A 13,032-nucleotide genomic window follows, 5' to 3' on the forward strand; every position below is an offset into this window, starting at 1 on the left:
TTATTGATTTTTAGAATAGTTAAATAATTACATTGCACATTCCGGGGAGATGTCAGGCCCCGGTGTCCCACCAGATATGGGCACTATATGATGCGCCATCAAGGATAAAACTCTCGCGGCAGGGCCGGAGTTTATGTGTGAAGTATTCCTTAAGGATCTCCTCCTGCACCATTGTCGAGCAGTTCAGGCGCTGGTAATATTCCCGGACTGCTTCATCAGATGTCCGGTAAACCGTGGTTTTTTTGTGTTCCGGTGTAATATTTGCATAAATTCCCATATCATATAATGCCTGCCAGAGACAGTCCGCAAGGGGCTCGCCCGGGTATTCCCTTCCGTGGAGACACGGTCAGAGATCCCGGCTGACCCGTTCCCATGCAGGAGGTGTAAGGAACCAGAAGAGATGGACCGTACCCCGGCAACAGGCATACATCTTTTCCAGTGCCTCTCCGATATCTACCATAGAGAGTGAGTAGGAGGCGATCACTGCATCGAACGGCTCGCCAAGTTCGTTTGGAGATACATCTTCCCACCGTGAAGGAATCACTACGAGAGGTCCAGCTCCCGAAGATGCCAGGTTTTTCTCCAGCTCTTCCCGCATGGCAGCGGAAGGTTCGATCACCGTAACTTCGCAGCCCCGTGCAGCAAGCGGAATTGCAAGGGCCCCGCTCCCTCCACCGATATCGAGGACACGGGCACCGGCAGGGATATGCAGGGCTTTGAGACGTCCGTCCATCTTTTCCAGCCAGGGGGAGCGGGTACGGCTCCTGACATAGAGCTCATTCACATTTTTCCGTTTGTTCCAGTAAGTTCCCACACTCTCGAATCCCGGAGACGTTATTCTTGCGAGTTTCTTCCGGTACCATTGGTCCCGCCAAAATGTGGGTTGAAGGGGCTTGATGGGAGAGCCAGGGATTAAAGGGTCCATATCGACAGGATATTCCCCTTAAGAGTTCAGTACCGTATAGTATGAGGATATGCCACAGTTCTTGCACATCGGCTTGCTGTCAACTATGATGTGCCGGTTGTCCATGATCTGCTCCCCGCAGACACTGCAGACTGCTTTCTCATGGGGGAATCCCGGGATATCGTCATCGGGGATGTCCATCTTCACGTGCTCGATCTTCAGGATCTCCAGTTCGGGAATCTCCCCGAGGAGCTTGATCATTTCGTCCTTTGCCAGCGTGTTATGTGCTGCACGGTTTTTCTCTTGGACCGATACGCGGACTGCCTTTCGTGTCCCGATATCTACAAACGTTGCGGCAAATTTCCCGTAATCCTTGTGCTTGAGATTCCGGTGGCCCAGCGAACACCCGGTAATGGCCTGAACGGCATCTGCCCCGCACCGGTCAATCTCCACGTACACGATGAGGTTGCGGTTCTCTTCGTGGGGGTTCATGCCAAGTTCCCGCAGCCCTGCGATGGTCAGCCGTGTTCCGAGAACAATTCCACCACAGACATGCCCGTGGAACTTCTTTGCCTTGTTGAATAATACTTCGTAATCGCTCATGTTTTCACCATGTATTCTGTTTTAATGTAACGAACCCGTTAAACCTGCCAGTCCGGTTTTATAGTACTCCACCAGATGTGTGCTACCTGAGTCCCGTTCCCAAGGATCACACTGTCCCCGTCATGACGGAGTACCGTGTGGAAATAATTCCGCACGGTTTCTTCCTGGGCAGGGGTCGTGCAGTTCAGGCGGAGTCGGAACTCGTCAACAACTTCATCAACATTTGAGTATCTTGACGGTGGAAAACCCTGTTCTGCAGTGAGATTTGCATAGATCCCCATCTCGTACAGCACCTGCCAGAGCCATTCCGCGGTGGGTTCCCCGGGGAACGTACCGCCATGCAGGTGCGGCCACAAATCCTTGTTCACCTGGACCCAGGCCGGGGGTGTCAGGAACCAGAAGAGATGGACCGTCCCCTGGCAGCAACGCTGCATCTTTTCAAGTGCTTCACCGATATCCATCATCGTCAGAGAAAAGGAGGCGATGACGACATCGAACGGCTTTCCCAGTTCGCTTACATTCACATCCTCCCAGCGTTTCGGGATAACAACAATATTTTTGATCTTCTCTTTTTTTATCCGGGCCTCCAGCAGTTTCCGCATAACCGGTGACGGTTCGATAACGGTCACGTGACAGCCACGGGCGGCGAGCGGAATGGTATAGGTGCCGGGCCCTGCACCGATATCGAGTACTCGCGAACCATCGGGGATATTCATGGTTCGCAGACGGGCCTCCGTCTTCTCGTCATGTTTCCCGTTTCCTTTCGCATACACAGTATTCACCTTCTTCTTATCCCCCCAGAACTGGCGGGAGTTGCCATAATTCGGGACTGCGCAATGGGCGAGTTTCAGCTGGCGCCACCGTTCACGGAAAGAGAGGGTCCCGGCGCTACACACCGGTGCCGGCAGGAGCGGGGACGTAATGGGGACTGTAGTTGAATCCACGTTCATACTATTAAATTAACTTTTTAATGTTATCAATAATTTGTTTTTAATCCAATATTTTTTCGAATTTGTTACTGGTCGAGGACTTAGTTATTCAAGAGGATTTTTCAGAAGAGCATTTTTCGGGAAACCTAAAAATTGCAGAATTCTCCCGAATAATCAGATGCCAAAAACTGCGTTAATAGAACTGTTTAATTTGAGAATCAGCCCAATCGCCGAATTCCTGTGGGATGGGATACAATCATCAGTAACATCCTTCCTATCAAAAGATTTTCTCATAGCCGGGCAATGCCGGTTTTCCGCATCAGCAACCTCCCACGAACAGATTTCACTTCAATCCTTAAAGCAACCGGATTGCCTGATCAGTATCCGGTCCGATGAACTCACCCCTCAGACTCGTACAACTCATAATAAGCCCCGCGTTTCTCCATAAGTGTCTCATGATTACCTCTCTCAACAATTTTCCCGTCACTCATCACATAGATCGTATCGGCCTTTCGGATGGTTGAGAGCCTGTGGGCAATAATGAACGTAGTAATATTCTCTGAGACCCGGTTGATGGAGTCCTGAACTATGGCTTCGGATTCATTGTCCAGATTACTCGTTGCCTCATCGAGGATCAGGATCTCCGGGTTTCGTACAAGAGCCCGGGCGATGGCGATCCTCTGTTTCTCTCCTCCGGATAATTTTATTCCCTGGTCCCCGACAATACTTTCATACTTCTCCGGAAGGCTGTCTATAAATGTGTGTATATTGGCTTTCCTGGCAGCTTCAATGATCTCCGCATCGGAATATATTCCACAAAACGCGATATTTTCCCGGACGGTCACATTATAAACAAAGGTATCCTGGCTCACGTATCCCACTCTCTGCAGGAGGGTTGCCCGGTCGTATTCGCGCAGGTCATATCCGTTTAACCGGATACTACCGGCATTCACGTCATAGTACCGGAGAAGCAGGGAGACTATCGTGGATTTACCGGAACCGGAATGGCCGACAAGGGCAGTAACGTTCATTCGTTTTATCGTCAGGTGGACTCCTTCCAGCAGGTCCTGGTCCGGATAATAAGAAAACGTGACGTTGTCGAAGACGATATCCGAGGAAAGTGCAGTGAAGGTTCGCGCGCCGTTTTTTATCACATGATAGCGGGAATCATTCAGGAACCGATAAATCGTCTCAAGATTGGGCCACTGGTCCATAATCTCCATATAATCGTCGCTCATATCGGAAAGACGGGGGATCACTTTCATAGCTGAAAAGACAAAGGTCCCCATCAGCGGAATGATGTACAGAAACTGATCCTGATAGAGGTAATAAAGCAAGATTACCAGCACTGCAATCGCGACAAAAAACAGGAACTGGAGAGTTGCACCAGGCAGCTGCCGGAAAAAACTGAGCCGTATGTATTTGTCCCAGTATTCATGGAGGGCACAATCGTATTTTTCTTTCCAGTACGTATCCCCGTTTACAGATCGTATCTGCCTCAGGCCCGTTACGTACCCGCTTATCACCTCGTTCTCCGCCCGCGTTGACCGCATATAAAAATGACCGAGGCGGAGCGAGAATTTTTTTCCGATCACCCGGATCACCAGAATGAAAATGAGGCCTCCGAATAAGAGCAGGGAAACCGCCGTCACGGATACAAAACACAGGGTAATAACTATGGTAACGATAATAACGCTTCCAGAAAACATGGATGTTGCGGTTTCCAGGAAATGCCTGACTTCAGCAGGGGCAGCAACGACATTGTAGATAATATCCCCCCGTTTGGTCTCGACGTAATACTGGTAATCGTTCCAGATAAGTTTATCAAAAATTCTCCGTTTCGTTTTAAGTATCACTTTTTTCGTAAGAGACAACGATAAATAACTATATATCAGCGATACGAGGAACGTAAGGCACACTAACAGGATAAACAGGAGCGAGAACAGCACAATATCCGGCAGGGAAATGAAACCTCGTACGAACGTGTAGAACGGTTCAAACAGGGCGATCTCCGGGCCTTGGAAATTGATGGTGGCATTCATGATCGGATACAGCAGTACGATCTGGAATGTTTCCATCAGCCCGAGCAGGACGCTCAGGATGAGCAGGGTGACAAGATAGTGTCGGAATTTGTCGCTGTAAAAGCGCAGGAGATGGAAGCCCTTCTGAAATCCGTTGAGTATAGGATGTATCCGGTTGCTGATCATGGAATTGTCCTGTCTAGTGTATTATCTCAACGGCTTTCAGGTCTTATGATGATCCAGACCGGAAGGATAGCAGTATCCCTCCTCAAATTACAGACTAGTGATCACCTTATCAAACCGCACCTCTTCTTCAGGCATTGAGTACCGGCAGAGATCAGGATGGAGGATATTTGCCATGTCCATAAGCCCAAGGATCCAGCGTGGGGTTCCAGGTGCATACCCGGCATTCAGAACATATACCCTGTGTTCTGAGATCGCCTGACACATTATGCCCAGCTCCCGGCAGGTACCAAGGAAATCTGTAACCGGCGTCGGGAAATGGCCGGAGATAAAAATGACCTCAGGATTAAGAGCATTGACTTCTTCAGCGATATATTCCTTTTTCGAACTTTCTTTATGGTCGATTGCTATGTTCAAGCTTGTTCCTCCTGCGGCCACTGTAAGGATGTTTTCGAACTTTACTGCATAGAGGGGTAAAAGCGGGTGACTGAGCGCAACATAGACCTGTGGTTTTCCTGCTCCCCCAACGCGATCTCGCACCTCATCGACGATCGATTGCATGTATTCCGTGAGGATATTTCCCTGCTCTTCGCGGTGAGCAAGTCCTGCGACATACCTGATCATCCCGAGATACGCGCTTATTGAACTCATATGCTCCTGGAGTGTTCTGAGATATCCATCCGTAATCACGATTTTACCAATCCGGTCTATTTCCGCTTCATCCGTAACCCCGAGAGTCCTGATAATTTCTGAAATAATCTGCACTCCAACGATCGACCGGTATCCTCCGAGGATGCGGGGTTCCCCTTCGAAAACAGGATCGATCTCCCCCAGATAGGGGAACCGGTATCCGCAGCTGCACACCCCATCCGGCCGGCAGGAAAGAACCCGTGCCGCCATAGGGCCGAAGAATACCCGGTGGACAATGGTTGCCCCGCAGACGGGGCACCGGGAGTCGAGTTCGGTCGTTGCCGGCGTGTTGAAAAGGAACACATGATTGAGGTACCGGCGCAGCTCTGTGCAGAGCTGCTCCCCCTGCTCTCGTGTCGGTTCGATCGCCCTGAGATCCTTGCGCATTGCCATGAACCGCATCACCTGGAACGGAATGTCAGGTGAGATTGCCCGGATACGTTCAGCTGCCCCGATTACCTCGTGTTCCCTCCCGTTGAGGTACATAGCAGATATTTCAACCGCCACACCGGCATCGTACAGGGCTTTTATATTCCTGTAGACAGGCTCAGCGGATGCGGCCCCGCATTCACGATACCGCTCATCTGTCGAACCCTTGAGGCCGATATTGACAAAGTCCAGATACGGGATCAGGCTCTGTAATGCCTCCGGGGTCATGTAACCATTGCTGGAGCATCCGACAAGGAGCCCTTCTTTTTTTGCTGCCCGCGCAACCCGGAGAAACGTGGGAAGTGAAACAGCAGGTTCGTTAAGACAGAAAGTGATACCCCGACAGGCACCCTCCCGCGCGATTGAAAGGATTTCTTCCGGCGTGTGAACCGTGAGGATGTCCTGCAAGGTACCGGGTCGAGTTGTCTGGAACTCCGAAATGCATCCTTCGCAGGCAAAGTTGCACCCGATGGTGCTGATGAGCAGGAAGACAGCGTTCGGGTAAAAGTGGAGCATTGGGATAGATTCGCTTGAGACCGGGTAGATGTTGAGGTACGCATCCGGGTAGTTTTCTGTTATGGTTCCCTGTTCATTACGGTACATCCGGCAGTAGCCGTTCATCTTTTCCGGGATCTCGCAGGCCCGTTCACAATAACTGCATTCCATGAGTGTTTCCTTCCTGTTTCCCGATACTTCGGTCTCATTTATACCGGTCCGGCCTTGTCGGGTGGACGAGTGGGGATAGATCCCGACGCCGAGCCCCAAGATAAGTACGAGTGATTTACTTTACTGATAAGTTAATGATTTATTTCATGAAAAATGTGCTGGAGCCGGTTGATCCTTAACGATGATCGTGGCAATGGGACGGGTGTTGGCAAAGATTACCGCATGCTACAACGTGGTAAATATCCGGTACACCAGTTTTTCTATAACCGGGAGTGATTCGGGGGAATACCATACCTCGATGACGGTATCGCCAATGATCCCCCGGAGATTCAGGTGAGGTGACTGCACAAACGTGAGAAGGGGGCGCGGGAGGTTTTCCATAATATGTACCGAGCCGAATTGTTTCAGGTGCGATGCAAGGATCCGGTCCACGGGTTGAGAGATGAGATAGACTTTCTTTATCCTCCCATCCGTGCAATTGTGCTCTCGTTGTTCAGCTACAATGGACACGGTCCGCCACATCCCGGACGGCCTCTGCTGCCGTAACGCATTCCTCGTGAGTGTTCAGGTAAGACGGGGATAACCGCAGACTGCCGACACCACCGTTGATCCTGTCATGGATAAGCGGGGCACAGTGCAGGCCTGTCCGGCAAATAACCCCGTACATTTCCCGGAGGATAAACCCAGCATCCTCATTCGGCAAATCCCGGATATTCAGGGAAATGACCGGAAGACCGGGGTTTTTATTATAGACGATAATATTTTCATCATCTGCAAATGCGTTCATAAAAACAGCGGTCAGATCCCGCATTTTCCGCTCAATTGCCATCGCACCCGTTTTTTCCAGATACCGTATTCCTGCTCCGAGCGAAATAATCCCGGGGTAGTTCGGAGTTCCGGTCTCAAACTTCTCCGGGAGGTCCATCGGCTGGAAGGGTGACTTTGAAAATGTCCCGGTGCCCCCCTGGCGGGAAGGAGATATCCGGGTGGGATCACGGATGAAAAAACCACCGGTCCCGGGAAAACCGAACAGATACTTATGGCCAGTGAAGACGAAGGCATCGACCGGTGCAGTTCTGAGATCCACGGGGACCAGTCCTGCGGTCTGTGCACCATCGACCATAAAAAAGATGTTCCTTTCCTGCAGGTACCTCCCGATGCCCGTGATGTCCTGCACGGATCCCAGAACATTGGATCCATGCGCCATAACCACCAGACGGGTATCTTTCCGGATTGCCGATTCCATGGATTCTGGATTGATATGCGACCCGGAACTCGGTACCATGGATACTGAACATCGTCCTGCCTGTTCAAGAGTCCTCAAAGGGCGGATCACGGAATTATGGTCAAGATCGGTCATGAGTACATGAAACGATTCAGGGGTTTTCATTGCAAAACCATGGATCAGGGTGTTCAGCGAATCTGTTGCATTTGCGGTGAATATGATATGATCCGGATCCTGCACCCTGAAGAAACCGGCGACGGCCTCTCGTGTTGTATTAAGGTAATCTGTTGGGAGTTGTGACGTTGAACGGCCGGATTCGTTGAATGGTTGTCGGAATGATTCATTAACTGCTTCTATCACTTCCGGGGGTTTTGGCCAGGATGTGGCAGCATTGTTGAGATATATGACCGGTGTGTCCATGATCTTTATACCTGAACCAAAAAGAGATTTATCCGAAGGTCTGGGATCGCCGCGGATCTCTCTTATGGAACTGTAAAATACAATGGTATTAAAATATATTGATTTTTGGTAAATTAAACATAAACTTATTAACAATTGAAAAATATTGTTTACTACAAACTTTTAACTAAACCCTAAAGTTAATATTTTAATTTGAACGTTTAACATTATTCATGGATATGAAGAAGACCGGATTCCCAATTCTTTTTGTAGCCCTCATTTTTGCAATAATTGTCGTATTTGCCATAAATAGCAATCATACGGAAGCTATTACTCAAAATCTCCATGTGGCTTCGACGGGACTCACGCGTAATGTGACGAATCTTGACGGCACGATATTTACCGTTCCGGCAAATATTACCAGGATAGGATGCCTCAAAGGCCCCTCGTATGAAAAAGTCGTAATCCTGGGTGCCGAAGACAAAGTGATCCTGACGTCTGATAGTAACAACCTCTGGCCATGGGCAAATGTAATCTTTCGTAACCTGACAAACGTTTCCCAGATCCATAATGCACAAAACCCCAATATTGAGGATCTTCTGGAAAACAAACCAGATGTTATCTTCTTCTGGACTACACCTCCTGAGGTTATCAATAAGATTCAGGATGCAGGGATTGCTGTAGCACCCGTTGCGATGCATACGGAATTCAATGATACAAAAGCCGAACTTCAGGTATACGCTGACGTACTTGGTCCTGATGCCCAGGCAAAATCTGCCGAATACTCACAGTATTTTGATGAAAAAGTCGCAATGGTTTTATCCAGAACTGCAAGCATTCCCCAGGAACAACGGCCAACGGTCTACTTTGCTGTACGAACGCCTCTTTCGACAACCGGGAAAGAAGAATCAGATATTTCAGATATGATTTCCCTGGCAGGAGGAAGGAGTGTTACCGCCGACTTGTCCGGACCGTGGGGTTTTGACATTTCCATGGAGCAGCTCCTGCAATGGGACCCAGATTATATCATTATCGATCATTGCGGAGCCAGTAATCTTGGTTCAAAACCGGCAGGACAAACATTAGCGGAGATGGTAAATGACACGCGTTTTAATGAATTGAAAGCAATGAAAAACCAGCACGTATATATCAGTCCGACCGGGGTGTTTTTTTGGGATGCAGGATCGCAGCAGATCCTCCAGCTGATGTGGCTGGCAAAAATTCTTCACCCGGAAAAATTTGAGGATCTCGATATGCATAAAGAGATCAAAGAATTCTATACCAGATTCTATAACTACAATCTCACTGATGAAGAAGCGGACAGGATACTCAAATTATTACCTCCGGCACAACCTGCCGGGAAATGAATCCGGTGGTGCGCGGGGCAATCTACTATCTTTTTTGGATCATGACTGGCTGACAAGAGTCATGCGGCGAGAAAAACAGATAGATCCGTTTTTCTCGGGCGGGCAACTGGCCAAGGTTTGTCAGGTTGTGTGATTTCTGGAGGATTTTTTGCCCATGATAAAAATGAATGAGATATATAACACCCGGTTTTTGGGATTTTCAACTCATACAGAAATATGGATATAGAAATTCCTTGATCCCTTAAGGGTTCAGCAGGGTTTTCACCTCATTGTCTGTAAGGTTGTAGTGGTAGAACTTCGAATAGAACTCCCTGGTGAGCGCAGGCATGTTGATATCGCTGAACTTGTCCGGATAGAAAACTTGGGCAGTCCACGGGATGCCGATGATCTGGTTCAGGCCCGGTGGGCCATCAAACCATTTGTACGGGGACTGGGGGACGAGATAGACCCGGTGGTTCTTCACGGCATTGATCGGCTGCCAGAGCGGATCGTTATAGATGCTTTTATAAAACCCGGGATCTCCCACAATAATCACGTCAGGGTTCCACGTAGTCACCTGTTCCATCGAGACCTGAGAGAACGCAGCCGCGGGTGCGATCTCAAAGTCGGCTACGTTTTCTCCGCCGGCGAATTCAATTAACTCCGCATGCTGCGATCCTTTTAATGCGGTCTGGAGCCCATCAGGTCCTGACGCATAGTATACCCTGACCCGTTCATTTTCCGGAATAGTCTCAACGCGTGCAGTCACATTTGACAGCACTCTGTGGTAAAACTCTTCAAGAGAAGCAGCCTGCCCATTCTCGCCGAGAACGCTGCCCATGAACCGGATGCAGGGATCGAAGTTATCGATAGTGTACGCGTTCAGCACTCCGACCACCGGAATGGTGCCAAATTTCCCCTGGTAATCGACAAGTTCATCCGAAAAATTACCCACTCCCCATTCGCCATCAAAAACGATATCCGGTTTCATGGCAATGAAGGACTCAAAGTTGCCGTTCGGGGTCATCATTGTCCACCCTCCTACATTAGGCAGCTCCTGGTACTTCTCCGGCATATACACGCTGCCATTGATGGCGGAAGGTGCAAAATTAACCCCCATAAGTTTATCCGGGGCGAGAATGTACACTGCAATTGAAGTTGGTGGGGCGGTTGCCAGAACTCCCTTGATAGAGCTGGGGATTACCAGAGTTCTCCCCATCATATCCGTGATGGTTGTCGTGTTTTTTATTGCAGGAGCCGCTGGTTGTGTGTTCGAAATTCCGTTCAGTGAATACAGGCCGATAACTGCAAGTACCAGGATAGTTGCTCCGGCTATGATGAGTAATGTTCTCTTCTCCATATCTGATCTCCACTTAATGCTTACCTGCTCTCATGCCCGGTATTACGGGTTCAGCAGGGTTTTCACCTCATTGTCTGTAAGGTTATAATGGTAGAATTTCGAATAGAACTCCCTGGTGAGCGCAGGCATGTCCATATCGCTGAACTTGTCCGGATAGAAAACTTTAGCAGTCCACGGGATGCCGATGATCTGGTTCAGACCCGGTGGGCCATCAAACCATTTGTACGGGGACTGGGGGACAAGATAAACCCGGTGGTTTTTCACGGCATTGATTGATAGCCAGAGCGTATCATTGTAGATGGTTTTGTAAAATCCGGGATCATCGACAATAATGAGATCAGGGTTCCATGTCGTTACCTGTTCCATTGAGACCTGTGTGAAAGCTGCCCCTGGTGCGATCTCAAAGTCAGCTACGTTTTCTCCGCCGGCGAATTCAATTAATTCCGCATGCTGCGATCCTTTTAATGCGGTCTGGAGCCCGTCAGGTCCTGACGCATAATATACCCTGACGCGTTCATTTTCCGGTATGGTCTCAACGCGTGTTGTAACATTTGACAGCATTCTGTGGTAAAACTCTTCAAGAGATGCAGCCTGCCCATCCTCACCGAGAACGCGGCCCATGAACTGGATGCAGGGATCGAAGTTATTGATAGTATATGCGTTCAGTACCCCGACCACCGGGATGGAACCGAATTTTTCCTGGCGATCGACAAGCTGATCCGAAAAATTTCCCACCCCCCATTCCGCGTCAAAAACGATATCCGGTTTCATTTCAATGAATGACTCAAAGTTGCCATTTGGGGTCATCATTGTCCACCCTCCGACATTAGGCAGTTCCTGGTACTTCTCCGGCATGTACACACTGCCATTGATGGCGGAAGGTGCAATATTCACTCCCATAAGTTTATCCGGGGCGAGAATGTACACCGCGATGGATGTTGGCGGAGCGGTCGCCAGAACTCCCTTGATAGGGCTCGGGATTACCAGGTTTCTCCCCATCATATCCGTGATGGTTGTCGTGTTTTTTGTTGCAGGGGTCGCTGGCTGTGTGTTCGAAATTCCGTTCAGTGAATACAGACCGATAGTTGCAATTACCAGGATACCCGCCCCGATTATGATGAGTAGCTTTTTCTTTTCCATATCTGATCCTCCTTTGAAATGCCCGTCTCACGCCGGGTTTACGGTTTCAGCAGGGTGTTTACCTCATTATCCGTCAGGTTGTAGTGATAGAACTTCGAATAGAATTCCTTCGTGAGTGCCGGAAGATCCATATCGCTGAACTTGTCCGGATACAGGACTTTGGCAGTCCACGGAATGCCAATGATCCGGTTAACCCCGGGCGGGCGATCAAACCAAGTGAATGGCGATTGTGGGACCAGGTAGACCCGGTGGTTTTTCAAGGCTTTGATTGGCATCCAGAGCGTATCATTGTAAATGGTTTTGTAAAACCCGGGGTCTCCCACAATAATTATGTCAGGGTCCCAGGTTGTTACCTGTTCCATTGAGACGGGGGTCATGCCCATGCCCGGTGTGAGTGCACAATCAGCCACATTAATCCCACCGGCCAGTTCGATCAGTTCAGAATGGGAGGACCCCGTCGGATCGGTCTGGAGCCCTTTTGGGCCTTCCGCATAATAGACCCGGACCTTCTCGCTGTCAGGAATCGATGAAACCCGGGACTGGACCATCGACATGACCCGGTTATAGAACTCCGACAGGGAGGCAGCCTGCTCGTCTGCACCGAGAAGTATCCCGAGGAATTTGATGGAGGTATCATAGCCGGTGACATTGTCGGCTTCGGTAATGCCGACTACGGGGATGGCCCCGAATTTCTGCTGGTGATCTTCAAGGGTGCTCACATAATTGCCGGTTCCGAGATCCCCGTCAAGAATGATTTCGGGATTTGCGGAGATGAAATTCTCGTAATTGCCGGTTTGTTTACCAAACCAGCCACCGACATTGGGAAGGTCCTGGTATTTTGCCGGCAGGTAGGTACTCCCGTTCGTGGGATTCGGGTCAAAATTTACCCCGATCAGTTTGTCCGGGGCAAGGACATATACTTCAATTGTTGTTGGCGGACCCGTGCTCAGCACGCGGCTTATATTCGCGGGCACGACCAGCGTCCGTCCCATCATATCGGTGATGGTTGTTGTGTTTTTACCTGCAGGTGCAGTCGGGTTGGTAGTGAGCGCATTGCTGTTCAATGCATATACCGCAATTCCCAGAAGGATCAGGATTGAAGCAATAATCAGGATTACCTTGATTTTCTTCTCCATG

12 protein-coding genes are annotated in these 13,032 nt (G+C 49.5%); 1 reads left to right on the forward strand and 11 read right to left on the reverse strand.

What is annotated here, in order from left to right; all coding sequences use genetic code 11:
* Positions 1-52: 52 nt before the first annotated feature.
* From WBL42_RS07580 to WBL42_RS07615, 8 genes are all read right to left on the reverse strand, one after another.
* On the reverse strand, positions 53-277 hold the full coding sequence (locus WBL42_RS07580; RefSeq protein ID WP_424720671.1) for a hypothetical protein: 225 nt from the start codon (positions 275-277) through the stop codon (positions 53-55).
* 69 nt (positions 278-346) lie between these two features.
* Positions 347-814, reverse strand: a complete 468-nt coding sequence (locus tag WBL42_RS07585; RefSeq protein ID WP_424720672.1) for a class I SAM-dependent methyltransferase — start codon at positions 812-814, stop codon at positions 347-349.
* Positions 815-943: 129 nt separating this feature from the next.
* Entirely contained in the window at positions 944-1,507 is a 564-nt protein-coding gene (locus tag WBL42_RS07590; protein ID WP_424720673.1) for an FmdE family protein, read from the reverse strand.
* 38 nt (positions 1,508-1,545) lie between these two features.
* Positions 1,546-2,457 carry a class I SAM-dependent methyltransferase gene (locus tag WBL42_RS07595; protein ID WP_424720674.1) on the reverse strand — a complete coding sequence of 304 codons (912 nt, stop codon included), beginning with the start codon at positions 2,455-2,457 and terminating at the stop codon, positions 1,546-1,548.
* A gap of 377 nt (positions 2,458-2,834) precedes the next feature.
* Positions 2,835-4,643: an ABC transporter ATP-binding protein gene (locus WBL42_RS07600; RefSeq protein WP_424720675.1), complete on the reverse strand. Its 1,809-nt coding sequence runs from the start codon at positions 4,641-4,643 to the stop codon at positions 2,835-2,837.
* An 87-nt stretch (positions 4,644-4,730) separates the two neighbouring features.
* Positions 4,731-6,425 carry a radical SAM protein gene (locus WBL42_RS07605; RefSeq protein WP_424720676.1) on the reverse strand — a complete coding sequence of 565 codons (1,695 nt, stop codon included), beginning with the start codon at positions 6,423-6,425 and terminating at the stop codon, positions 4,731-4,733.
* A gap of 225 nt (positions 6,426-6,650) precedes the next feature.
* Positions 6,651-6,935: a hypothetical protein gene (locus WBL42_RS07610; protein WP_424720677.1), complete on the reverse strand. Its 285-nt coding sequence runs from the start codon at positions 6,933-6,935 to the stop codon at positions 6,651-6,653.
* Positions 6,919-8,070, reverse strand: coding sequence for an aminotransferase class V-fold PLP-dependent enzyme (locus WBL42_RS07615; protein WP_424720678.1), 1,152 nt, complete (start codon positions 8,068-8,070; stop codon positions 6,919-6,921). Before WBL42_RS07615 ends, WBL42_RS07610 begins: the two co-directional genes overlap by 17 nt.
* Positions 8,071-8,288: 218 nt before the next feature.
* On the opposite strand from WBL42_RS07615, the gene WBL42_RS07620 reads away from it, so the two are divergent.
* Positions 8,289-9,416: an ABC transporter substrate-binding protein gene (locus WBL42_RS07620; RefSeq protein WP_424720679.1), complete on the forward strand. Its 1,128-nt coding sequence runs from the start codon at positions 8,289-8,291 to the stop codon at positions 9,414-9,416.
* A 241-nt stretch (positions 9,417-9,657) separates the two neighbouring features.
* Here the strand turns inward: WBL42_RS07620 and WBL42_RS07625 are convergent, their stop codons facing one another.
* The 3 genes from WBL42_RS07625 to WBL42_RS07635 are packed head-to-tail and all read right to left on the reverse strand — an operon-like array spanning position 9,658 to position 13,031.
* Positions 9,658-10,755: an ABC transporter substrate-binding protein gene (locus WBL42_RS07625; protein ID WP_424720680.1), complete on the reverse strand. Its 1,098-nt coding sequence runs from the start codon at positions 10,753-10,755 to the stop codon at positions 9,658-9,660.
* A 42-nt stretch (positions 10,756-10,797) separates the two neighbouring features.
* The gene (locus WBL42_RS07630; RefSeq protein WP_424720681.1) at positions 10,798-11,895 is read right to left on the reverse strand and encodes an ABC transporter substrate-binding protein; all 1,098 of its coding nucleotides are present in this window, start codon (positions 11,893-11,895) and stop codon (positions 10,798-10,800) included.
* Between the two features lie 38 nt (positions 11,896-11,933).
* Positions 11,934-13,031, reverse strand: a complete 1,098-nt coding sequence (locus WBL42_RS07635) for an iron ABC transporter substrate-binding protein (RefSeq protein WP_424720682.1) — start codon at positions 13,029-13,031, stop codon at positions 11,934-11,936.
* Position 13,032 lies beyond the last annotated feature (1 nt).

The organism is Methanoregula sp. (genome assembly GCF_049686655.1).
In the GTDB taxonomy this organism is placed as follows: Archaea; Halobacteriota; Methanomicrobia; order Methanomicrobiales; family Methanospirillaceae; genus Methanoregula.

What these genes read in the sequence shown, in the direction of transcription:
- WBL42_RS07595 (WP_424720674.1), bottom strand. Translation starts at nt 2,457, where the DNA reads ATGAACGTGGATTCAACTACAGTCCCCATTACGTCCCCGCTCCTGCCG.
- WBL42_RS07600 (WP_424720675.1), bottom strand. Translation starts at nt 4,643, where the DNA reads ATGATCAGCAACCGGATACATCCTATACTCAACGGATTTCAGAAGGGC.
- WBL42_RS07605 (WP_424720676.1), bottom strand. Translation starts at nt 6,425, where the DNA reads ATGGAATGCAGTTATTGTGAACGGGCCTGCGAGATCCCGGAAAAGATG.
- WBL42_RS07590 (WP_424720673.1), bottom strand. Translation starts at nt 1,507, where the DNA reads ATGAGCGATTACGAAGTATTATTCAACAAGGCAAAGAAGTTCCACGGG.
- WBL42_RS07630 (WP_424720681.1), bottom strand. Translation starts at nt 11,895, where the DNA reads ATGGAAAAGAAAAAGCTACTCATCATAATCGGGGCGGGTATCCTGGTA.
- WBL42_RS07625 (WP_424720680.1), bottom strand. Translation starts at nt 10,755, where the DNA reads ATGGAGAAGAGAACATTACTCATCATAGCCGGAGCAACTATCCTGGTA.
- WBL42_RS07580 (WP_424720671.1), bottom strand. Translation starts at nt 277, where the DNA reads ATGGGAATTTATGCAAATATTACACCGGAACACAAAAAAACCACGGTT.
- WBL42_RS07635 (WP_424720682.1), bottom strand. Translation starts at nt 13,031, where the DNA reads ATGGAGAAGAAAATCAAGGTAATCCTGATTATTGCTTCAATCCTGATC.
- WBL42_RS07620 (WP_424720679.1), top strand. Translation starts at nt 8,289, where the DNA reads ATGAAGAAGACCGGATTCCCAATTCTTTTTGTAGCCCTCATTTTTGCA.
- WBL42_RS07615 (WP_424720678.1), bottom strand. Translation starts at nt 8,070, where the DNA reads ATGGACACACCGGTCATATATCTCAACAATGCTGCCACATCCTGGCCA.